Raw genomic sequence first — 21,636 nt, 5'->3', positions numbered from 1 at the left:
GATCAACCGGAAAAGATACATCGTTACGGATTGGCCTCCAATTCCGCGCGGATAAAGCGAGTCGCGCGACAAATATCGGGAGAAGTAAGCAAATATGAGACCACCACGCACCTTCTGGCTCCTGCGTGGATGATTTGCCTGAGATTTTCCGGTTTGATTCCTCCGATACAAAATGCCGCCAGATGCTTTCCGACCTTTGCCTCCATCTTCGCGACTTCTTCCAAGCCGATCGCCGGCCTGCCAGCTTTGGTAGGTGTGGGAAAAAGTGGCCCGAAGCCTATGTAATCCGCACCGTCCAGCATGGCCTTCTCCGCCTGCTCCAGACTATGGGTGGATCTGCCGATCAGCATCTCCTCGCCCACCTGCTCCCTTACCTCGAAAATTTTTCCGTCATCCTGGCCAATGTGGACTCCATCCGCACCCAGCTCGACGGCCAGGTCTGGGAAATCGTTGAGCACAAATGGGATTTTCGCAGCCTTACACAGCGGAATCATGGCTTCAGCGGCGGCGCGTATCGTCTCCAGACCGATACCTTTGGCGCGCAACTGAATAATATCCGCGCCTCCATCAAGGAGGCCACGGGTAACAGCCAGGATGTCTTTTTCCGAGACGTAGCCGAAATCGACGATTCCGTAGAGAACCGCCTCAGCCAAAAGATTCCTGCGTTGATCGAGCGTCACAGACCTTTTTCTTCGAGAAATCTTGCCACCCATCCGATGTCATATTTACCAGCTGCGAAATCCGGATGATTAAGAATTTCCTGCTGGAAAGGGATCGTGGTTTTGATGCCTTTGATCATGAATTCTCCAAGCGCACGCTTCATGCGGGCAATAGCAATTTCCCGGGTGGCACCGGTGACGATCAGCTTCGCAATCATCGAATCATAATACGGCGGCACAGAGTAGCCGGAGTAAACATGGGTATCGACGCGGACTCCCTTTCCGCCCGGTGCATACCAGAGGGAAATCGTGCCGGGACTCGGCATGAACTTGTTGTATGGATCCTCGGCATTGATGCGACACTCAATCGAATGCCCACGTGGATTTGCTTCAAGAACGTGGCGGGATAACGGTTCTCCTGCGGCCACCCGGATTTGCTCCTTGATCAGCTCACAACCCATGACTTCCTCGGTCACAGGATGTTCCACCTGGATCCGGGTATTCATTTCCATGAAGTAGAAATTCTCACCCGCTTCATCGACCAGATATTCGATTGTGCCCGCATTCTGGTAATTGATCGCCTTGATCAAAGAAACGGAAGCTTCTCCCATGCGCTCGCGCATTTCCTGGGAGATTAATGGGGAAGGACATTCCTCGATGATTTTTTGGTTTCTGCGCTGCATTGAGCAATCGCGCTCGCCCAGATGAATGTAATTCCCATGGGAATCCGCGATGATCTGAAACTCAATATGGTGAGGATTGAGAACCAGCTTTTCGAGATAACAGTCGCCATTGCCAAAACATGCCTGGGCTTCGTTTGATGCAGCTTTGAAAAGCGAGCGAAACTCCTCCGCTTTGAAGCAAGGGCGCATCCCGCGGCCGCCGCCGCCGGCAGTTGCCTTGATCATCACTGGCAGACCGATTTCCATCGCCTTTGCGTAGGCTTCATCTTCATCGGTGAGCAAATCCGAGCCAGGAGTGATAGGCACGCCATTTGCCACGGCGCTTGCCCGAGCGGTCGCCTTATCGCCCATCATGCGGATCACATCCGCGGAGGGACCGATGAACGTGATCCCCGCACTGGTGCAGATATCAGCGAAACGGGCGTTCTCAGAAAGAAATCCATAACCGGGATGGATGGCATCCGCACCGGTGATTTCAGCCGCTGCGATGATGCGATCCGGCTTGAGATAGCTGTCTTTGCTAGGACCGGGCCCGATACAAACAGCTTCATCCGCAAGCTGCACGTGCATGGAGTCTATGTCTGCTTCAGAATAAACAGCCACCGACTGCACATCCAGCTCACGGCATGCACGGATGATTCTAAGAGCGATTTCTCCGCGGTTTGCTACCAGGACTTTTTTGAACATTTCAGTAAAATGGAATTGGCCGGAAAATATTATTTGATGCGGAAAAGCACGTCACCGAATTGCACAGGATTCGAATCCTCTGCCACGATCGCACAGATGGTGCCGGATTTTTCCGCTTTGATTTCATTCATCACTTTCATCGCCTCAATGATGCAGAGTGTCTGCCCCTCAGAGACCGTCGTGCCTACTTCCACAAAATTCGGCGCGTCCGGTGCGGGCTTCCGATAGAAGGTGCCGACCATCGGAGAGCTTATCTCCGTGCCTTCGGAAGCTGGAGCGGCTGCAGGAGCCGCAGCTGATGAAGAAGCTGGAGCAGGAGCGGCATAGGACTGCGCGGGAGCAGCGCCTGCGGCAGGTGCGGACGGAAGACTGGCAAGTAGGCCGCTCAACTCCTCCAAATCCGGACCCTTTTTCAATTTCAGATGAAAATCCTTCTTGGATAGATCGAAATGGGTGAGCCCATGCTCATTCATCAATTCCACAATGCGACGGATTTCTTGGAGGTCCACGGAGAGTAAGTTCTTAAATTATTAATTGGCGTGAGGGAATCACCGCGACTCCGACACTTGCGAAGGTTAGAAACGCACTGCAATCTTCGTCAAGCATCATCCCTGCAGGGAGTTGCGGTTCCGTGTTTGACCTTCCCGTATCAATAAGCAAAATTCCAGCCATGCCCCATAGTCCCGAAGCCGATCCACGCTTCAATGAATTCGTCCTTCTCCAAGCGCAGAATGCCGGTCTTTTTCTCGGCCAAATTCCGAACCCCCAGACAGGGAAACCCACCGTAAATCTTCGTGCCGCGAAATCTGTCATCGATTCGCTGGGCATGCTGAGAGCAAAAACCGTGGGAAACCTCACTGAAAAAGAAGAGAAACTTTTGGAAATGGCGTTAAAAAATCTCATTCCGCTGTATAAAACCGCTCTCGATAATTCCGATTCCGAATAAGTTACGTTATGAAATCTTTCCAACCCTTCCAAATCTCCAACGTTCCGGTAGGCGGACCGGCTCCGTTTTTCATTCTCGGCCCCTGTGCGCTCGAGACAGAGACCTTCGCCTGGGAAATGGCCCGCTCCCTCAAGGAAATTGCGGATCGCACCGGCATTCCTTTTGTTTTCAAAGCATCCTTTGACAAAGCAAACCGCACCTCGGTCGGGTCTTTCCGTGGTCCGGGCATTGAGGAAGGCTGCCGCATTCTCGGTGAAATTTCCAAGGAATTGAAAATTCCTGTCACCACGGACATTCATACTTCCGAGCAAGCGGAGATCGCGGCAGAACATATCGATCTCCTGCAGATCCCCGCATTTCTCTGCCGCCAGACAGATCTTCTGGAGGCAGCTGCAAAGACCGGTCGCGTTGTGAACGTTAAGAAGGGTCAGTTCCTCGCTCCGTGGGATTGCGTGAACATCGCCGATAAAATGCGAGCCTTTGGCTGTGAAAGATTCCTTATCACGGAACGGGGCACAACTTTCGGCTACAACAATCTGGTGGTCGATATGCGCTCTTTGCACATTCTGCGCAAAGAAGGTATCCCTGTTATTTTCGATGCGACCCATTCCGTCCAACGGCCCGGCGGCCTCGGCGGAGCCACCGGCGGCGATGGTGAGCTGGCCCCTGTGCTAGCACGTGCCGCTGTCGCCACCGGCGTCGACGGGCTTTTCATGGAAGTCCACTCGGATCCAGAGAACGCCCTTTCCGATGGACCAAACCAAATTCCCCTAGAGTTCATCGAGGATCTCTTGATCAAACTCCTCGCCATTCATCACGCAAGTCATTAAGAATCTGCGGAAAACGTAAAAAGGCAGCCCTTCGATCGAACGGCTGCCTTTTTATTGGAAGGATTTGGGCAAGAAGACTATTTACCCCAAACTTCCATCAGTTTGGTAGCCATCTCGCTAGGAGTTTCGGCAACGCCGATTCCGCATTCGGCAAGGATCTTTTTCTTAGCTTCCGCAGTGTCTTCCTCTCCGCCGACGATCGCACCGGCGTGACCCATGCGGCGACCCGGAGGCGCTGTCGCACCCGCGATGAACCCAGCAATCGGCTTCTTGCAATTTTCCTTTGCCCAGCGCGCGGCTTCGACTTCGGCCGTGCCGCCGATTTCTCCAATCATAATAATCGCTTCGGTTTCCGGATCATTATTGAACATTTCCAACACATCAAGATGGGAGGTTCCATTGATAGGATCCCCGCCGATGCCAACGCAGGTGCTCTGCCCGTAGCCCATCTGCGTAAGCTGGAAAACAGCTTCGTAGGTGAGGGTGCCGGAGCGGGAAACAACACCGACGTTGCCCCGTTTATGAATATATCCGGGAGCGATGCCGATGCGGCAACCGCCGTGGCTTTTTTCCCCATGGCCCGGCGTTACGACGCCAGGGCAGTTCGGACCGATGAGGCGTGATTTTGAGCCTTTCAGCGCCTCTTTCACCCGCATCATATCCATGACCGGGATCCCTTCTGTGATTGCTACAATCAGCTCCACGCCGGCATCCATTGCCTCAAGAATCGCATCCGCGGCGAACGGAGGTGGGACGAAAATCGCGGAAGCTGTCGCTCCGGTTTCGTTCACCGCCTGGGAAACGGTATCGAAGATGGGCACGATGTCTCCAAACTTCTGCCCGCCTTTCCCCGGTGTCACACCGGCGACGAGTTTTGTCCCGTAGTCGAGGGAGAGCTGTGCGTGTCTGCCACCGAAGCTGCCGGTGATACCTTGCACGAGAACCTTGGTATTTTCATCAATGAGAATGGCCATAAGAGTATTTCTTTAAAATTGTTTGGTTCAGGTTTTTATCCGACGGCTTGGACGATCTTCCGGGCTCCATCCGCCATATCGTCCGCGGCTACAATATTCAGGCCGGAGGCTGCGAGAGTTGCCTTTCCAGCTTCCACGTTATTTCCTTCCAGACGGACGACCAGCGGGATGGGCAGGCCGGTTTCCTTCGCGGCGGCGATCACACCTTCCGCGATGACGTTGCAATCCATGATACCGCCGAAAATGTTGATCAGGATACCTTTGACGTTCGGATCTCCCAGGATGATTTTGAAAGCTGCGGTCACCTGTTCTTTGGTCGCACCGCCACCTACGTCGAGGAAGTTGGCAGGCTCCCCGCCGTAATGTTTGATGATATCCATCGTCGCCATCGCGAGACCTGCTCCGTTCACGAGACAGGCAATATTACCATCCAGGCCGATGTAATTGAGATCATACTCGGAAGCAGCCACCTCGCGTGGATCTTCTTCTTCCTTATCGCGCATTGCCACGATATCCGGGTGGCGATAGAGCGCATTGTCATCAAAGCCGAACTTCGCATCCAAGGCCAGCACGCGGCCATCTGGAGTGGTAACAAGCGGGTTGATCTCGAGCATTGAGCAATCGCAATCAACAAATAGCTTGTAGAGGTTTTTCAGAAGCTTGCCGAATTGTTTGGCAATGTCTCCACTGAGGCCTAGCTCTGCGGAAATCTTACGGATCTCATAGCCCTGCAGACCGAGCAGTGGATGAACCACCTGGCGAAAAATTTTCTCCGGAGTATCGTGCGCGACATCCTCGATGCTCATTCCGCCTTCTGTGGAAGCAACGATCACAGGAGCGCACGTGGCGCGGTCCATAAGGATCGCGAGGTAATACTCGTGGGTGATGTCGACAGCCTCCGCCACCATTACCTTACGGACCAGCCGGCCAGCATCGCCGGTTTGGACGGTGACGAGCGTTTCGTTGAGCATTTTGCCTGCGATTTCGGAAGCCTGCTCGGGGCTCTCGATCAGGTGGACACCGCCTTGGAAGCCATTTTTAAAATGACCTTTGCCACGGCCACCGGCGTGAACCTGGGCTTTGATCACCAGCTTGGCACCGGCGAATTCTTTCGCTGCCGCAGCAGCTTCCTCAGGTGATCCGGCGACTTTGCCCTTCGGGCTTGGCACTTGGAAACGATCAAACAGCTCCTTCGCTTGGTATTCGTGAATATTCATAAATTAAGGCAGGCAAAAACCGCGCAAACGTAGCTGCCGTCAGGGCAGGGGGTCAAGCAACGCGGTGAAAAACTTGCATGACTTCCCTTCATACGCGGATGTTGGCGTTTTTATCGCCCAGCTGTTGAAATGAGATCCCGTAGCTTCGCATTGAACTCTGCGGCTTTGGAAAGTTTTTCAACCGTCATTTCCATCCTCCACCTCCAATAAAAAGGGATGATTGCCGGCACGTTGATACGTTCCCCCTCCACATCATTACTGCGGAGCTCCTCGTCCATCGCCAGCAGATCCTGAAACGGAAAGACCGCCCACATTGCCGGAGACCATAGGTGCTGCTCGATGATCCGGCGCGCCATTTCACCGCTGAGATCCTTTTCAGGAAAGGCCACGCCAAACATCGCCCAGGCAAAATTCGCGCGAACCTTCTCATCACTCCGCCACCAACTGCGCAACGTTTCCATATCGTGAGTGCCTGTGGAGACCACGCTCATGTAGGGAGCGTGCGCCGGGTGAAAAAACGCCGAGCCGTAGACCTTCGGCCAGCGCTGGATTTCCAGGGAAAGCATACCCATCGAGCTCATCACACCCGGCACGCAGGCAGGCACCATCCCCAAATCCTCGCCACAGAGCAGCATGTCGCTAGCGGCACGCATCGCGGGAAGTTTTTCATAAGCCTTTTCCTCCCAGTAAGCTTCCTGGCGGCTGAAGAAGTAATCCTCGTAAAGTTCCTTTAGCCGGATCCGGGTTCCTTCATCCAAATCCTTGAAAGACAGGGTGTCCTCCATCCTCATCCGCGGATGAAACTCCGTCCCTCCGGAGCCTTCCACCTCGAAGAAAAGCACTTCGCTCACGAGATCCAGCAGGCCATCCCGCAACCATTCCTGATTCGCCCAATCGCCGGGTTTCAGTTCAGAGAAAAACTCCATGATTCCCTTTTGGGTAGCGAACTGCGGCTTCATTCCATAGCAGCCAAGCCCGTAATCCTTGAGGAAGTCCTGAAGCACGCCGTCCGCAAACTTGCCGAACTTTTCCTTGAGCATCTTTTCACGTATGAACGGCTTGCAGAACCTATCGTAATCAAATGCTATTCCACGCCTTTCAAACTCCTCCAAGGTGACCGGCAATGCTGGATCAAACCAGCCCATGATGCCATCCAGGTGCTCGAAGGGGACCTGCCAGATCCGGAAAAATCCCAGGATGTGATCGATTCGATAGGCATCGAAATAACGGCTGAGCTTTTCAAAACGGGATCTCCACCATGCGTAGCCGTCCTTCGCCATCTCATCCCAATCATAAGTCGGAAATCCCCAGTTCTGGCCCTTTACCGCAAACGCATCCGGTGGCGCCCCTGTCTGGGCATTCATCTTGAAAAGGTGGGGTGCCACCCATGCATCCACTGAATCCCGGTCCACACCGATTGGTAAATCCCCTTTCAGGCCCACTCCCAGCGAGTGCAGGTAATCCACCGCAGCGGACAGCTGGAGATCCAGCTCGAATTGCAACCAGACGTAATACATCACGTCCGGGTTCATTGCGAAAGAGTCGGCCTTTGCCTTCTGATACACCGCCCAATCGCCCCATTCGGAGAAAACCGCTGTGCCGAACTCATCGCGTTTCACCGAAAAAACCGCGTAGTCCAGCACCCAGTCACGATTCCGCTGTAGAAAGGATACGAAGCCCGGATCCCGCAGAATCGCATCGTGATTTTTCTCGAAAACTTCCCGCGTGCGGCGCCATTTCACTTCCATTACCGCCTCGTAATCAACCCGCCTGGCTTTATTCAAAGCGCATTTTTCCTCGGTAAAAGCCTCGGGATCAGTGAGCGGGAAACTCATTTCATCTATCCGCAGATATAGCGGATGCAACGCATAGACACTGATTGCGGAATAGGGGTAGCTATCGGTCCAGGTCCGCGAAGAAGTTGTGTCATTGATCGGTAGGATCTGGAGCATTTTCAAGTTCACCGCCGCTGCCCAGTCACCCATCACCTTGAGATCCGCAAATTCACCAACGCCACAACCGTAATCGCTCCGCAGGGAAAAAACCGGGATGGCTACACCCGCCGCGCGGAATTTCATATCCGGAGCGCGTCCGAACGCTTCATCCGAGATCTTCACAAAATCGCACTTATCCCGGCGCTGGAGCAAACGATTTTCGCCATCTTCCAGCCTGACTGCCTTTTTACCGACAGGATCGTAAAACCCGTATTTGTATTCCACTTCCCAATCGACCGGGAGATCCACCGATACGCGCCATGAGAAGGGTGCAACCTTGTGCATTGGCACCGCCCGACTGTAATCCCATTCTCCCAGAGTTTCAAAGCCACCCATCACACAGGGGATCCACCCCTCGGGAACTCGCGCGATGTGCAGGTTTAACTCGTGATTGCCCGTGCCTACGTATTCCGTGACTTCGTTATCAGAGCCATCGATCACGGTGAAAACCTTGGCTTCATAGACATAGTCGTCACTGCCTGCCGAGCGCCAGTCATCCAGCATCAGAACCCGGCTGCGGGTCTCGGAGAGCGGAAGTTTTCTGGCACCGCCCCATTCCCTAACGGTGACCTCCTCAGCTGACGGAGAGTTTTCCGCGGTTTCCACCGCTCGTTTCAGCACATACTCATACTCCAGCCGCACTTCGCCACGGATCTCCACCTCCAGCTGAACCTCCCAATGTTCCGCGTCTTTCCACTTCATCGGCACCGTTTGCTTGATCAAACCACTCTCGCCGGCCAACCCCATTTTCAGCCACAGCGATTCCCCCACCACAGTCCTATAAGCTACGCGAAATACCAAATTCATATACCTCACCACCTAATGCCGGAAAGCGGCCCGGCGCGACTTAAAAGCTGTGTCCATGTGAGAAAAAGTCCCGACAATCCGTCCACAAAAAAGCCCGATGCCTTGTTCGGGCACCGGGCGGGAATCATTTTCTTCAGGGCAGCTCATTGCCCCCATCAGGATTATTTGATCTCCAGAAGCTCGATATCAAACACGAGCATGCCGCCCGGACGGCCACCGCCAGGGTTCTCGCCGTAAGCAAGATCAGCAGGGATCCAGAAGCGGCGTTTTTCGCCGACGGTCATCAGCTGCACACCTTCGGTCCAGCCTGGGATCACCCCATTGAGCGGGAAGGAAGTCGGCTCACCGCGGGAGACGGAGCTATCGAACATTTTGCCGTCAAGCGTCCAGCCACTGTAGTGGACGGATACTGTATCGGTTGCCTTCGGGTTTGTATCGCCAGTTCCTTTTTCCAATACGCGGGACGCGAGGCCGGAAGCCGTTTTTGTGGCGCTATCAGGGATCGCAGCTACGTCTTCAGGAACCTTTGGAGGCTCAGGAGCTTCCTTGAAGCTGATCAGCTCGATATCGAACACCAGATGCCCTTCCGGAGCACCGGGAGGAATGTTTTCACCAAAGGTCAAGGCCTGTGGGATCCAGAAGCGGGATTGCTCACCCGGAGTCATCAAAGTCAGTGCTTCCTGCAAGCCCTCGAAAGGCAGCGTATTGATCGGAGCATTCAGCGGGCGACCGTGGCTCTGCGAGCTCTCCAGAAGCTGACCGTCCTTCGACCACATGCTGAAGTGCATTTCAGCGATATCGTGAGCTGCCGGTTTGCTATCTCCTTCACCGGATTTCAAAATACGGTAGGCGAGGCCGCTTTCCGTTTTCTTGGCCTCCGCCGGAACTTCAGCCACGTCTTCGGGTGGTTTCGGAGCTGCCTTGATATCGAGAAGCTCAACGTCGAAGACCAGCAAACCACCGGGACGTCCTCCGCCCGGGTTTTCTCCATAGGCGAGATCCGCCGGGATCCAGAAACGGCGTTTTTCACCGACGGTCATCAGCTGCAAACCTTCGGTCCAGCCCTTGATCACTCCATTGAGCGGGAAAGTCGCCGGCTGTCCGCGCTTCACGGAGCTATCGAAAAGTTTTCCATCTGTTGTCCAGCCGGAGTAGTGAACCGTCACTTCATCAGCGGCTGCTGGTTTTTCGTTTCCTGTGCCCTTCGTAAGAACTTTCGAGGCCAGGCCGGAATCTGTCTTTTGAGCATCGTCCGGCACTGCGGCGACGTCACTTGGTGCTTCTATCATAGTATTTTCGTCTTGGCCGTGGACATAGGCCACTGGGACCAATGCGCCAAGACCTATCATTAATGCCAATGTAGCTTTTCGTTTCATTTGATCCGGAAACCCTCATCTCCATTTTCTTATCTGTCGAGAGACTAAATTCCGGAAAAACAGATCCTTGTTTCTAAGGAAAAAATTCAATTTATTGCCACGATCGCGTGAAAGACCCCCGCGAAAAGCACGAGTTCCAGAGCCCCCATTGCCAGCAATTTGTTCATTTCCTTTCCCGCCGGAAGCGTCAAAACGCCCCAGATGATCCGCATACCGATCGCAAAAACCGGCACGCTGGCAAGCCCCAGCAACGGATGCCCCATCACCAGCCAGGCAATTCCAAGCAACGCAGCTCCTTTGATTTCCAGCCAGATCACCCCGGCTGCGGCTTTCGGGCCGAACCTTACCGCAAGAGTCCGTTTACCAACCTTCGCATCCTCTTCCCGGTCACGGAAATTATTGACCGAAATAAGCACCGCCGAAAGCAGGCCGACCTGGGCGCCAAGCAGAATCGCTTCATTCGGCCAGGTTCCGATCTGGACAAACACCGTCCCCATCACGGCGATAACGCCAAAAAACAGCAGCACGAAAATCTCGCCCATGCCCCGGTAGGCCAAGGGAAACGGTCCGCCGGTGTATCCGTAGGCGAGGAAAAGTGATGGCAGGCCGATCGCCAGCATCGGCCATCCTCTAGCCACGATGAGAAATGCCCCGAAGAATGCAGCTCCGGCCAAGAATATGGCGCCGAAGGACATCACCTGCCCGAAGCTCATCTCTCCACTGCCTGTCAGGCGCACCGGGCCGGTTCTCAGCGCACCGTCCGCACCGTTTCTTCCATCCACGGCATCGTTGAAAAAGTTTGTCGCGATCTGGATACAAAGTGCGCCCATGAGGGTGCAAATCCAAAGCCACCAATCAAAACTTCCGCTCAATTTCCAAGCCAGAACTCCCCCCGCCCATACAGGAACGAGCCCCGCGGCCAGAGTTTTCGGCCTGGCTCCGGAGGCCACTGCTTTCAAAAGCTTTCCTGCTGTCATCACACCTTATGCAGGAACTAGGGGACTCGTGGGAACTTTGAGAAATCCGGCTGACGTTTTTCCAGGAACGCCTCTTTCCCCTCTCTGCCTTCTTCTGACATGTAGTAGAGGAGAGTCGCATTCCCGGCAAGATCAAGCAGGCCCATCTGGCCATCGCAATCCGCATTGAGTGCTGACTTCAGGCAGCGCAGGGCGAGCGGAGAGTGGGCAAGCATCTCGCGGCACCATTTCACAGTTTCCGTCTCCAGCTCGGCCAGAGGCACGACGGTGTTCACCAAACCCATATCGAGCGCCTGCGGGGCATCGTATTGGCGGCAAAGATACCAGATCTCGCGAGCCTTTTTCTGGCCGACAATTCGTGCAAGATAGCTGGATCCCAGGCCGCCATCGAAGCTTCCAACCTTCGGACCCGTTTGGCCGAACCGGGCATTGTCCGCCGCGATGGTAAGATCACAGACGATGTGAAGCACATGCCCTCCGCCAATCGCGTAGCCGGCAACCATGGCCACGACCGGCTTTGGCAGAGCCCGGATTTTTTTCTGAAGATCCAGTACATTAAGGCGCGGCACCCCGTCTCCGCCAATGTAACCTGCGTGACCGCGGACTTTTTGATCACCACCGGAGCAGAACGCCAGATCACCCTCACCGGTAAGAATAATTACTCCGACAGCGGGATCCTCATGCGCCATATCGAAGGCGCGCAACATTTCCGTGACCGTCTGCGGCCGGAAGGCATTTCTCACCTCCGGGCGGTTGATCGTTACCTTCGCAATTGCCCCGTCTTCCGTTGTCTCGTAACGGATGTCTTCGAAATCAAATTTGGAAATCCACATCGCCGCGGAATCTGCATCACCACAAGCCGCGCCGCAATCAAAACAAGCTTTCCGCCACAACCTCCACTTCACGGAAAGGTAGATCCGCCAGCAGTCCGTATGCGTCGTGCCGGTAGAGGCGGGCACGCATGGACGCAGGACTGGACATGCCGCAGAGAAAACGGGCGAGCTGCCGCGGGGTGCCCAACGCCGCATGCCGTTCCCGGACCAAGCTCCGGATCATCTCCAGCTCGGAGTCTTTCACACGTCTTGGCGCTTTCGCCTTCAACCTCACGGGGGGGATTCCTCGGCAGCGATCGCAATGACCACAGTCCACGATCATTTTTTCACCAAAGTGCTTGAGCAGCAGCTTTGTGAGACAGCACTTCGCGGAGGAAAGTTTCAACACCTGGTCCAGCCGATCAAGATCCGTCGCCTCCCTCTTCTGGAAAGATACCGCCATGGTTCCCGCCAGCTCGCGCAAATCGCCAGGCTCCTTTTTCAGACGAAATCCTTGCCGCCACCCGGATTTTTTCAGCACGACATCGCCGGCCTCTTCCAGCTCGGAAAGTGTCTCCCTCAGCTTTTCAGCAGAAATTCCCGCGCTATCCGCAACTTCGGAGATCTTCACGGACAGCCATTTCCACTCCGCATCCAAAGCTGCGAAAACTCCCTGCAGGAGCTTCTTTTCGGCTCCCTTCCGCCCTGCCAGAACCTTCTCCAGCGGTTGCAGCAGTTTGATCCGATAGGTGTCAAAAAAACGCCCCCGCCGCTCCACGATTCCCGCCATTTCCAAGTAGGCGAGAATCGTCTCTACCACCGTCTGCCGGATATCGCAGCTGGTTGCCAGATCGTAAACCGATACATCAAAATCTTTTCCCAACCTCAGGACCCGCTCCAGCAGGTTCCGCACCGCCACAGATGATGGCGTATCGGAAAAGATGAAATTTTCCAGCACGGTTCTATCATCCGCGCATGCCAACATCTCGCAGATGGCAGGCTCCCCATCCCGGCCGGCGCGCCCGATCTCCTGCGTATAGTTTTCAAGACTTTTTGGCAGATTATAGTGAATAACTGAGCGGATATTTGATTTATCCACGCCCATCCCGAAGGCGATTGTCGCCACCACAATGTCCAGCCTACCGGACATGAAAGCGTCCTGGATCTCCCGCCTGAGCTCCGTCGGCAATCCGGCATGGTAAGCCCGTGCGCCGAGACCATTTTTCGCCAGAAAGGTCGCCACTTCCTCTGCGGTCTCCTGCCGGGTGACGTAGACAACGGAAGGCTGGCCGTTTTTTCCCAGGCGCTCCAAGAGCAACGCCTTGCGCTCTTCCTGCACACAGGGCGTGACCCGTAGATCCAAATTTTCCCGATGAAAACTCAGTTTCACCACATCGGATTTGGAAATCCGGAACTGCCTTCTGATATCCGCTTCCACCTTCAAGGTCGCAGTTGCCGTCAGAGCCAAAATCCGCGAAACCTTGAGCTGCCTGCAGATACGGGCGAGCTTCAGATAATCCGGGCGGAAATTATGCCCCCATTCGGAAATACAGTGAGCTTCATCGATCGCGACCAGCGAAATATCCACATCTTTCAGTAGTTTCTGGAAATCCGAATTACCGATTTTCTCAGGTGAGACGTAAAGGAGCTTCATCTCACCGCGTAGCAGCCGGGTCACGGTCTTCGCATACTCCTCCGCACTGAGTGTCGAGTCCAGACGGGCTGCTTTGACTTCTTTTCGCAGAAGCCCATCGACTTGATCCTTCATCAGCGCAAGCAACGGGGAAACCACCAGAGCCGTGCCATCCAGCATGAGCGCCGGAAGCTGATAGCAAAGAGATTTTCCTCCACCTGTCGGAAAGACAGCCAATGCCGGGCGCCCTGCCAGCAAGACGGAAACCACCTCCTCCTGCCCCGCCCGCAGCTCTTCGAACCCAAAAAATTTCTTCAGCACATCCTTCACCACCGCCATCTCTATCGGGAGAAACCAGCCACGTCCACCCAGCTTCACCGGAGCTTGATTTTCCTTTCTATGTGAGACTTGCAAGCTAACTTTCCCAGCTAACGTATTGATTTCTCTATGAATAAAATCCTCCTGTTCACCCTGTTCGCAGCCTCGCCGATCATGGCGAAAGAAAGCTCGCAAGCCGATGCCGCAGCGCTCCAGCAAGTTTCCTCAGAAATGACCTCCGCCGCCAAAGCCTTCCTGGCTTCGCTCGATGAAGCTCAGGCCGCAAAAGCCCGTTTTCCATTTGATTCCGATGAGCGGATGAACTGGGCCTACGTGCCGAAAGCCCGCAAAGGAATCCCGCTGGAGGAACTGAACGAAAAACAAATCTCTCTCGTCCGTGAGCTGCTGAAAAGTGCGCTCAGCGATCCGGGCATGAATAAGGCGGATGCCATCATGTCACTGGAAGCCTTTCTGGCAGAGATCGAAAAGCGGCCGGAGCTGCGCAACCCAAAGGCATATTTTACCTCCATTTTCGGCGAGCCGGAGGACTCGGGAACCTGGGGCTGGCGTTATGAAGGTCATCATCTTTCGTTGAACTACACATTGGCGGGCGGCAAAGCCATCGCAGTGACCCCCTCCTTCTTTGCCGCCAATCCCGGTGAAATCAAGATCGACCACGAAATGAAGGGAACCCGCCCGCTAGCTGCCGAGGAAGACCTCGCACGGGCCCTGGCAGGCACCTTGGCGGAAAACGGCAAGCCGGTCCTGTTTTCTGAGAAAGCTCCACGCGAAATTCTCTCCGCAGGTGATCGGAAGATCACACAACTGCAACCCGTCGGCATCAAAGCCAGCGACATGACAGCCGCCCAGCAGGACGCGCTGATGGAGCTTATCGCCGAGTTCGCCAATCGTCACCGCAAGGAACTCGCGGAGCAGGATCTCAAGAGAATCAAAGCGAATCTGGCCAATCTTCGTTTTGGATGGGCCGGTGGGCTCAAGCGGGACGAGCCATATTATTACCGAATACAAGGCAAGGACTTCCTCGTCGAAGTCGCGAACGTTCAAAATAATGGAAACCACATCCATACCACTTGGCGCGATCGCTCGAACGACTTCGGCCGTGATCTATTGGGAGACCACGTGGATCATGAGCATTGAACACATGAAACTCGATTTCCTCAAAAATCCACCACCTGTCGCGGAGCCGAATTTCTGGGAATACACGCCCGGCTTCCGCTTGGCGTGGAATGAATACGGAGATCCCTCCGGAAAGCCGGTTTTCTATTATCACGGCTGGCCCAGCTCACGCCTCCAAGCACGACTCGCGCATCATTTGGCGCGGGAAAAAGGCTTGAGAATCATCTCAATGGACCGGCCGGGCATGGGGAAATCGTCACTCGTGCGGGATCGTCGGCTGAAAGATTGGCCGGAACTAATGGCAAAGTTCGCCGACCACCTGGAGATCGAAAAATTCGGCCAGCTGGCGATCTCCGGCGGTGGGCCGTATGCTCTTTCCTGCGCGGCAGCTATCCCGGAAAAGCTCAGCGGCACCTCCGTGCTCGCGGGAATGGTTCCGATACCGTTGACGGATGGTGGCAGAGATGGCCTCCACCCCCTTTACCGCATGATGATCCCTCTGAGAAAATCACCGGCGCCTCTTTTCACCGGGCTTTTTCGAGCGGTTTCCCTGACCTGCAAGCTCCAGCCGGATCGCTATCCGATGTCACTTTTTCTCCAAAGTCTGGCCCGCGAGGATCGTGAAATCATGCTACATGGACAGGAAATATGGTCGGTTATCACCAAGAGCTTCACCGAAGGCGTATGCGGCCCCTCCGGTGGAAGAGGCATCATCACGGATGCGGAGATTTACCTGACGGATCCGTGTATCTCCCCGGAAGACATCGTGCATCCCATCCATTATTGGCATGGGGGCGATGATAAAAATATTCCCGTAGCTTATATTCACGGGCTCGCCGCGAGAATGCCGGCGGCAGAGCTTACGATTGTGCCGGAGCTGGGGCACTTTTCACTAGCGGTTCATCGCGCCGACGCTGCTCTGGACCATCTCGCGGAATGCTCCGTTTGACGAAAGCTTCAAGCCTGTCAGATTGGCTCAACAAACTTTTTCCAATTGAATGCAGGCGACTGAGACAACCGAAGAGGAGGAATGGGTCGATATCGGCAATTATCCCTCACTCGACGAAGCATACGATCACGGCTTGGTAATCCTCGCAATGGGTAAACCAATCCGCGTGGCCCGGAGCGAGGTCCCATCTGGCTTCGATCTCCAGGCGGAGGCTGCCGCAGCTCCGCAAATCCGTGGCGAACTCGATGCCTATGCAGCGGAATCGGAAAGCCGGGTCCTGCCCCGCATCATCCCGTCGAACTGGGCAAAGCATCCGGCCGGCTGGCATTTTCTGCTCATCTGGGCATTGCTCCTTTTATTCCTTTTCTCGCGCCAGCTGGGTAATCCGGGCATTTCCGAATTCGGCGCGTCATCCAGTATCGGGCTGATCGAAAATGGCGAATGGTGGCGGCCATTCACCGCGCTTTTCCTGCACGGCGATGGTCCCCATATCGTCGGCAATCTAGCCAGCGGGGCGGTATTCGCAATGTTGGTTTCCAAATCCATCGGTCCGCTGAAAGGTTGGCTGCTCATCCTTCTCTCCGGGGCCGTTGGCAATGCGATCACCTCCTGGGTCACCTATCCGGAGCCGTTCACCTCGTTGGGCGCTTCCACAGCTGTTTTCGCCGCTCTCGGGATCCTCTCAGGCATAGGTATCGTGGAAAACTGCCGGGAAGAAGTCCGCATGCCGTGGGTGCGGGTGCTTGCTCCGCTATTGGCTGGCATGATCTTACTCGGTTGGCTGGGCGGCGCGGATGCCGGAGCCGGCGTGGATGTCTTCGGCCATATTTTTGGTTACTGTGCCGGCCTGCTGTCCGGATTTATCTGCCGCTACCTGGAAAGCGACTCAAGCGAGACATTGCACGAGGCCGGAAACCAAGTTAACTAGGTGCTGTGGCCAATGCCGTTTCACATCAGAAAGGAGATGATGCCCGCCTTTGGGCAGCGGCAATCTGTATCTCACTTTTGATCAACGGGCTCCTGCTTACATGGATCAGCTATGAGATGATCACTTCCGAAATCGATCGGAAAAAGCAAATTCCGGCAACCGCGCAGGCGGAGCAAGTCGTGAAAATTTTCCCAGACATGATCGAGCGTCCCGAAAGCGCTCCAGAGAAGAAGAACACGCCAGTGGAACCAGAGGTCGTCCGCACCTCGGAAGACCAGGAGAGTGCTGAGCCACCTTCCAGCCGCCGGTTCATCGGCGAGCGCAACACCAGAGCCACCAGCGATCGCGCCGCGACAAGCGACGACAAAGCGATGCCTTCGCAGGCAGGGCGCGAGGCCCGTGATGAGAAAGAACTGGAAACCACCGAGAGCGACTATCAGGACGGGAAGCTGGACAACCCAAGCAGATCACCCTCAACCGCGGCTCCTCCTCCTGCGCCCCTCACCCCACCCAGCCCGGCGGACAGCATGCCTGAAGCCGCGAAGGGCGAAAAAAGCAAGGATGAGGGCGAAGCCGAGAAAGCTCAAACTGCCATCCGCGAGAAGCTCTTGGATGGCCCGAACCCTATCGAGACCCCGGTGCCGAAAGCCGAGGAGAGAACCGATGTGAAGCCACGCGAGGAAAAGCAGGCCCGCGATGGCAAGCTTGATGGAGTCGCTTTGAAAAAAGAGAACGACAAACCCAAGGAAACGCCCAAGCCGCGGACGCCATCCATCGATGATCCTGCATTTAGCGGCTATCAGCGGAAAACCGCAATTCTTGGCAGCATTTCACGCACCGGCCGCAGTGCATTGGACGTGGAGGACACACCGATGGGGCGCTACCAGTCGCTTATCAGTCGCGCGGTAGAACAGGAATGGCAGCGGAATTGCGTGCGCCATCGTGATTTCATCACTCCCGGTTATCTGACGGTTCGCTTCTTTGTGGAAACCAGCGGACGGGTAAAAACCGTTCAATTCGTTGGTGAAGCCCAGACCGGCCAGGTGCAAAAAGGCTTCACCCTGAACTCCATCCGTGATGCTGACATCCCGGCAATGCCCGCTGAGGTAAAAAGGGAAATGGATGGCCACGCTCTCGAACTAATTTTCAACTTCTACTTCTAACACGACAAAAACACCCATGGATTATCTGGCAATCTCCACCACCGAAGCCTCTATCGAGTTCCTCAAGAAAGGCGGTATTTTCGTCTATCCATTGATCTTATGTTCCATCGCCGGGCTCACCGCCATCGGTTTCAAGATCATGTCGCTCACCCGGGCTCGCACCGTGCCGGACACGCTCGCGGCAAAGCTCGAAAACATCGACTCCTCCGAGGATTCCGCGTCAGTGGTCAGGGAGCTGAAGCTTGGGCAAAGCGCACTGGCACGGCTCGGCTCCACTGCCTTGAAACACCGCGGTAAACCAGCCACGGAGATCAGCCAAGCCGTCGAAGCCACCGCACGGGAGGAAGTTGTGAAAATGCACACCGGTATCGGAGTGCTCGATGTCGTCATCACAGTTGCTCCACTTCTGGGACTTCTGGGCACAGCGTCAGGATTGGTTGTCATCTTCCAGGGGCTTGGTGAAACCACTGACCACCTGGCAATCGCGAGAGGTATTGCCGAAGCACTGAATACCACGATTTTCGGGCTGGCGATTGCTGTTCCATGCGTGATCGCCCACAGCTACTTCACCCGCAGGATCGAGCTTCTGACATCCCGGATGGAAGCTGTCATGACAGACTTTGTTTCGGCCTGCTCACGCATAACCCCGGACTCCCACTGAGATGCAATTTCACCGCGTTCAACGTAGTAGAGCCCAGGTGCCGATCGTTCCGATGATCGATATCCTTTTTATCCTCCTCGTATTTTTCATCGTTTCCACAACGTTCAAGAAACCGCGTGACGTTCTCCAAATCGAGTTTCCGACAGTGAATGAGATTGCTTCTGAAAAAGTGACCGACACACGCTCGGTGATTGCCGTCGACGCACTTGGAAACATCACCCTGGATACATTGGCCGTGCCGGAAGGACTACTGGAAACTTACCTGAATGCCTTCCAGAAGCAAAATCCCGGTCGGAAGCTGGAACTAGAGGCTGACCGGAGATTGCCGCTTGAGAGGCTCCTGAAGATCTGGGACGCGCTGGGAAAAGCAGGTATCCCGATCAAGGAGGTGCCCGCACGGATCAAAGTGGGCAGCGAGTAAAAGAAACCGTTTCGCGGACCCGGAAAGGCTCGCCACCTGGGAAGACTCACCACTTGGACGGGACTCGAATCAGAGTCGCGGCTTTTGCGAGCAGCCACAGCTTTTACCGCAATCTGACTTTTTACCGGGCTTGGAAATACTGTAGATGAATGCGCCCAGTGTGAAGGCGACGATCAAAAGTGCTATAGGTCCCTGCCAATCCATGATGTGCTTATTGTATACGTGGTTAGGTGAATATCAATTTCCGAAAAAACTGCCCTTAGAAGCCCAGCAGCCTGCCTCCTTGGAAAACGATGAGCGAGACGGCATAGGCAAAGGCAGTCATGAAAAAGAACTGCCCGAGCGCCCATTTCCATGAGCCGGACTCGCGGGCGACAACCGCCGAAGTCGGCAGACATTGGAGCGCATAGACGAAGAAAACGAGGAGTGAAACTAGCGTCAACGGGGTGAACAGAGGGCGTCCATCCGGCCATGTCGCATCGGAAATACGATCTCTCAGCAGTGTTCGGGTTTCTTCTTCGTCCTCGGTCTCCTGGACACTGAAGAGAATGGCGGTGGAAGAAACGAAGACCTCACGCGCGGCGAATGAGGTCAGAATCGCTGTTCCGGTCCGGCCGTCGAAACCGAGCGGCTTTACCACCGGCTCGATGAATTGGCCAATCCTTCCCATCGCGCTGTGAGCAAGGATCTCACCCTCATCTTCGGAATCGGTTTTTGGATAAGTCGCCAGGGCCCAGAGGAGAATCGATAATCCGAGAATAATTGTTCCCGCCTTGCGGACGAACGCCCATGCGCGATCCACCACATGCCGGAAAATATAGGACCACTGAGGTGAACGATACGCGGGCAGCTCCAGCATGAAGTGTGTCACCGTCTCATCGGGACCCAGCCTTCCGCGAAGGATTCGAGCCACCACAAACGCCGTCAGCGTGCCAAGCGCGTAGATCGAAAAGAGCACCAGGGCCTGCAGCCATGTTCCTTCCCTTTCATGGAGCAGCAGAGGAACAATCAGGAAATATACCGGAAGGCGCGCCGAGCAGCTCATCCAGGGAGCAACAAATATCGTGACCAGTCGCTCTTTGGCGGAATTGATCGTCCGGGTCGCCATCACTCCCGGGATTGCGCAAGCATAGGAGCTGAATAACGGAAGAAACGATTTTCCGCTCAAACCGGCCTTCGCCATAAAACCATCCATCAGGAAGGCGGCCCGGGCCATGTATCCGGAGCTTTCCAGCAGTCCGATGAAGAGGAACAGCAAGACAATCTGCGGGAGGAAAACCAAGACTCCCCCCACGCCACCGATCACACCATCCACTAAAAGCGAGCGCAAATCGCCTTCCGGCATGAGCGTTTCCACCCAGCCACCGAAGGCTCCCAAGCTATCTTCGATCCATCCCATAGGGATACTGGCGAAGGAAAAGATCGACCAGAACACCGCGAACATTACTGCCACAAGAATCATCCAGCCGAAGACCGGATGAAGAAAAACGCTATCCAGCCTATCGCTCAGCGAGCGCTGCTGGGAATCCGGCCGCCTTGCGGCAAGCTCACACAAACGGGAAATAAACTCACGTCGCTGGCTTTCGGTATCTTCCTCATGAGACAGCCATGAGACCTCGGACGCATGGGGAAACGGATAGCGTAAAGCCTGCTTCAGCTCGATGATTCCTTTCGAAGCATTTGCCTGCATCGCCACGACCGGAATGCCAAGCTCCTCTGAAAGCTTGGCTGGCTCCAACCGGAGACCGGATTTTTCCGCAACATCGACCATATTCAGGGCCAGCACACATGGCAGGCCCATCTCGATCACCTGAAGTGCTAACTGAAGATGCCGCTCCAAATTCGAGGCATCCACCACGCAAACGACCAAATCCGGCTTGCCCACGCCCTCAAGTTCTCCATTGAGCGCGTCCAGAGCGGCTTTTTCGTCCGGAGAATCAGCGCGTAGCGAATAACAACCGGGCAGGTCCAGCACGTTGAGCCTTTTACCATGGGGAGTGAAAGTCTCACCGGATTTAACCTCAACAGTCACACCCGAATAGTTTCCTACCTTTTGGTTTTTCCCGGTGAGTGCGTTGAAAAGCGTGGATTTCCCTGAGTTGGGATTACCAACGAGAGCGATGGTAGGGATATTATCAGTCACAACAAAAAATGTCCCGGGGTTAGCGGACAGGGTCGACAAGAACTTGCTCCGCGAGTTCACGGCTGATTGCCATTTTGGCTCCGCAAAGCGTGCAGACTAGGTTGCGACCGTTGGAAAGCTTGCGAAGCTGCATTTGCTCGCAAAATCCCAGATCGCGCAGGCGATCACAAGCAGGACCGCTGAGACTACGGATGCGCACATCACAATTGAGCGCCACCTGATTCAAGGTGACGGCACGTTGCGCTGTTTGGCTTGGTGCGTGGGCTGCTGACATCTGATAAGAAACTACCTAATTGAGACTGGTTTGCAATAGTAAAAAGT

The 21,636-nt window shown here is 55.0% G+C and carries 20 protein-coding genes; 8 read left to right on the top strand and 12 right to left on the bottom strand.

Annotated features, from left to right (window positions below; all coding sequences use genetic code 11):
• Window positions 1-23 precede the first annotated feature (23 nt).
• The 3 genes from thiE to accB are packed head-to-tail and all read right to left on the bottom strand — an operon-like array spanning window position 24 to window position 2,538.
• Window positions 24-680, bottom strand: coding sequence for a thiamine phosphate synthase (gene thiE, locus ACFSSA_RS00315; protein WP_386817767.1), 657 nt, complete (start codon window positions 678-680; stop codon window positions 24-26).
• Window positions 677-2,029, bottom strand: a complete 1,353-nt coding sequence (gene accC, locus ACFSSA_RS00310; protein WP_386817766.1) for an acetyl-CoA carboxylase biotin carboxylase subunit — start codon at window positions 2,027-2,029, stop codon at window positions 677-679. The genes thiE and accC overlap by 4 nt, the downstream gene beginning before the upstream one ends.
• A gap of 29 nt (window positions 2,030-2,058) precedes the next feature.
• Window positions 2,059-2,538, bottom strand: coding sequence for an acetyl-CoA carboxylase biotin carboxyl carrier protein (gene accB, locus ACFSSA_RS00305; RefSeq protein WP_386817765.1), 480 nt, complete (start codon window positions 2,536-2,538; stop codon window positions 2,059-2,061).
• A gap of 161 nt (window positions 2,539-2,699) precedes the next feature.
• Between accB and ACFSSA_RS00300 the strand changes: the two genes are divergently transcribed.
• Together ACFSSA_RS00300 and kdsA are read left to right on the top strand one after the other, a co-directional pair.
• Window positions 2,700-2,975, top strand: coding sequence for a DUF1844 domain-containing protein (locus tag ACFSSA_RS00300; RefSeq protein ID WP_386817764.1), 276 nt, complete (start codon window positions 2,700-2,702; stop codon window positions 2,973-2,975).
• An 8-nt stretch (window positions 2,976-2,983) separates the two neighbouring features.
• Window positions 2,984-3,805, top strand: coding sequence for a 3-deoxy-8-phosphooctulonate synthase (kdsA, locus tag ACFSSA_RS00295; protein WP_386817763.1), 822 nt, complete (start codon window positions 2,984-2,986; stop codon window positions 3,803-3,805).
• Between the two features lie 77 nt (window positions 3,806-3,882).
• On the opposite strand, the gene sucD is transcribed toward kdsA, so the two are convergent.
• The 7 genes from sucD to ACFSSA_RS00260 form a co-directional block, all read right to left on the bottom strand.
• The gene (sucD, locus tag ACFSSA_RS00290) at window positions 3,883-4,779 is read right to left on the bottom strand and encodes a succinate--CoA ligase subunit alpha (protein ID WP_386817762.1); all 897 of its coding nucleotides are present in this window, start codon (window positions 4,777-4,779) and stop codon (window positions 3,883-3,885) included.
• Between the two features lie 35 nt (window positions 4,780-4,814).
• The gene (gene sucC / locus ACFSSA_RS00285) at window positions 4,815-5,996 is read right to left on the bottom strand and encodes an ADP-forming succinate--CoA ligase subunit beta (RefSeq protein WP_386817761.1); all 1,182 of its coding nucleotides are present in this window, start codon (window positions 5,994-5,996) and stop codon (window positions 4,815-4,817) included.
• Between the two features lie 110 nt (window positions 5,997-6,106).
• Window positions 6,107-8,797 carry a 4-alpha-glucanotransferase gene (locus ACFSSA_RS00280; RefSeq protein WP_386817760.1) on the bottom strand — a complete coding sequence of 897 codons (2,691 nt, stop codon included), beginning with the start codon at window positions 8,795-8,797 and terminating at the stop codon, window positions 6,107-6,109.
• Window positions 8,798-8,958: 161 nt separating this feature from the next.
• The gene (locus tag ACFSSA_RS00275; protein ID WP_386817759.1) at window positions 8,959-10,173 is read right to left on the bottom strand and encodes an FKBP-type peptidyl-prolyl cis-trans isomerase; all 1,215 of its coding nucleotides are present in this window, start codon (window positions 10,171-10,173) and stop codon (window positions 8,959-8,961) included.
• 86 nt (window positions 10,174-10,259) lie between these two features.
• Window positions 10,260-11,150 (bottom strand): 1,4-dihydroxy-2-naphthoate octaprenyltransferase, encoded by an 891-nt coding sequence (gene menA / locus ACFSSA_RS00270; protein WP_386817758.1) that lies wholly within the window; start codon window positions 11,148-11,150, stop codon window positions 10,260-10,262.
• Window positions 11,151-11,167: 17 nt separating this feature from the next.
• Complete coding sequence (gene menB, locus ACFSSA_RS00265; RefSeq protein WP_386817757.1) at window positions 11,168-11,983, bottom strand: 1,4-dihydroxy-2-naphthoyl-CoA synthase; 816 nt, start codon at window positions 11,981-11,983, stop codon at window positions 11,168-11,170.
• Window positions 11,984-12,020: 37 nt separating this feature from the next.
• On the bottom strand, window positions 12,021-14,009 hold the full coding sequence (locus ACFSSA_RS00260) for a RecQ family ATP-dependent DNA helicase (protein WP_386817756.1): 1,989 nt from the start codon (window positions 14,007-14,009) through the stop codon (window positions 12,021-12,023).
• Between the two features lie 33 nt (window positions 14,010-14,042).
• On the opposite strand from ACFSSA_RS00260, the gene ACFSSA_RS00255 reads away from it, so the two are divergent.
• From ACFSSA_RS00255 to ACFSSA_RS00230, 6 genes are read left to right on the top strand one after another with little or no spacing between them, the layout of a single operon-like run.
• The gene (locus ACFSSA_RS00255; RefSeq protein ID WP_386817755.1) at window positions 14,043-15,071 is read left to right on the top strand and encodes a DUF3500 domain-containing protein; all 1,029 of its coding nucleotides are present in this window, start codon (window positions 14,043-14,045) and stop codon (window positions 15,069-15,071) included.
• Window positions 15,061-15,999, top strand: coding sequence for an alpha/beta fold hydrolase (locus tag ACFSSA_RS00250; protein WP_386817754.1), 939 nt, complete (start codon window positions 15,061-15,063; stop codon window positions 15,997-15,999). The genes ACFSSA_RS00255 and ACFSSA_RS00250 overlap by 11 nt, the downstream gene beginning before the upstream one ends.
• Before the next feature lie 49 nt (window positions 16,000-16,048).
• A complete protein-coding gene (locus tag ACFSSA_RS00245; RefSeq protein ID WP_386817753.1) occupies window positions 16,049-16,927 on the top strand; it encodes a rhomboid family intramembrane serine protease in 879 nt (292 codons plus the stop codon).
• A gap of 5 nt (window positions 16,928-16,932) precedes the next feature.
• The gene (locus ACFSSA_RS00240) at window positions 16,933-18,090 is read left to right on the top strand and encodes a hypothetical protein (RefSeq protein WP_386817752.1); all 1,158 of its coding nucleotides are present in this window, start codon (window positions 16,933-16,935) and stop codon (window positions 18,088-18,090) included.
• A 16-nt stretch (window positions 18,091-18,106) separates the two neighbouring features.
• Window positions 18,107-18,751 carry a MotA/TolQ/ExbB proton channel family protein gene (locus tag ACFSSA_RS00235; protein ID WP_386817751.1) on the top strand — a complete coding sequence of 215 codons (645 nt, stop codon included), beginning with the start codon at window positions 18,107-18,109 and terminating at the stop codon, window positions 18,749-18,751.
• Window position 18,752: 1 nt separating this feature from the next.
• Window positions 18,753-19,172 (top strand): ExbD/TolR family protein, encoded by a 420-nt coding sequence (locus tag ACFSSA_RS00230; protein WP_386817750.1) that lies wholly within the window; start codon window positions 18,753-18,755, stop codon window positions 19,170-19,172.
• Window positions 19,173-19,431: 259 nt separating this feature from the next.
• Here the strand turns inward: ACFSSA_RS00230 and feoB are convergent, their stop codons facing one another.
• On the bottom strand, window positions 19,432-21,315 hold the full coding sequence (gene feoB, locus ACFSSA_RS00225; protein ID WP_386817749.1) for a ferrous iron transporter B: 1,884 nt from the start codon (window positions 21,313-21,315) through the stop codon (window positions 19,432-19,434).
• Window positions 21,316-21,334: 19 nt separating this feature from the next.
• Entirely contained in the window at window positions 21,335-21,589 is a 255-nt protein-coding gene (locus ACFSSA_RS00220) for a FeoA family protein (RefSeq protein ID WP_386817748.1), read from the bottom strand.
• Window positions 21,590-21,636: the final 47 nt, after the last annotated feature.

Origin of the sequence: Luteolibacter algae, from assembly GCF_042683045.1 — a bacterium.
Classification (GTDB): domain Bacteria; phylum Verrucomicrobiota; class Verrucomicrobiia; order Verrucomicrobiales; family Akkermansiaceae; genus Luteolibacter; species Luteolibacter algae.
This window is presented reverse-complemented; position numbering and strand designations above follow the sequence as displayed.

Excerpts from the sequence above, each read along its gene's own strand:
- ACFSSA_RS00245 (WP_386817753.1), top strand. The coding sequence starts at position 16,049 with ATGCAGGCGACTGAGACAACCGAAGAGGAGGAATGGGTCGATATCGGC.
- ACFSSA_RS00275 (WP_386817759.1), bottom strand. The coding sequence starts at position 10,173 with ATGAAACGAAAAGCTACATTGGCATTAATGATAGGTCTTGGCGCATTG.
- ACFSSA_RS00280 (WP_386817760.1), bottom strand. The coding sequence starts at position 8,797 with ATGAATTTGGTATTTCGCGTAGCTTATAGGACTGTGGTGGGGGAATCG.
- ACFSSA_RS00300 (WP_386817764.1), top strand. The coding sequence starts at position 2,700 with ATGCCCCATAGTCCCGAAGCCGATCCACGCTTCAATGAATTCGTCCTT.
- menA (WP_386817758.1), bottom strand. The coding sequence starts at position 11,150 with ATGACAGCAGGAAAGCTTTTGAAAGCAGTGGCCTCCGGAGCCAGGCCG.
- menB (WP_386817757.1), bottom strand. The coding sequence starts at position 11,983 with ATGTGGATTTCCAAATTTGATTTCGAAGACATCCGTTACGAGACAACG.
- sucD (WP_386817762.1), bottom strand. The coding sequence starts at position 4,779 with ATGGCCATTCTCATTGATGAAAATACCAAGGTTCTCGTGCAAGGTATC.
- ACFSSA_RS00235 (WP_386817751.1), top strand. The coding sequence starts at position 18,107 with ATGGATTATCTGGCAATCTCCACCACCGAAGCCTCTATCGAGTTCCTC.
- accC (WP_386817766.1), bottom strand. The coding sequence starts at position 2,029 with ATGTTCAAAAAAGTCCTGGTAGCAAACCGCGGAGAAATCGCTCTTAGA.
- sucC (WP_386817761.1), bottom strand. The coding sequence starts at position 5,996 with ATGAATATTCACGAATACCAAGCGAAGGAGCTGTTTGATCGTTTCCAA.
- ACFSSA_RS00250 (WP_386817754.1), top strand. The coding sequence starts at position 15,061 with ATGAGCATTGAACACATGAAACTCGATTTCCTCAAAAATCCACCACCT.
- ACFSSA_RS00220 (WP_386817748.1), bottom strand. The coding sequence starts at position 21,589 with ATGTCAGCAGCCCACGCACCAAGCCAAACAGCGCAACGTGCCGTCACC.
- ACFSSA_RS00255 (WP_386817755.1), top strand. The coding sequence starts at position 14,043 with ATGAATAAAATCCTCCTGTTCACCCTGTTCGCAGCCTCGCCGATCATG.
- ACFSSA_RS00230 (WP_386817750.1), top strand. The coding sequence starts at position 18,753 with ATGCAATTTCACCGCGTTCAACGTAGTAGAGCCCAGGTGCCGATCGTT.
- kdsA (WP_386817763.1), top strand. The coding sequence starts at position 2,984 with ATGAAATCTTTCCAACCCTTCCAAATCTCCAACGTTCCGGTAGGCGGA.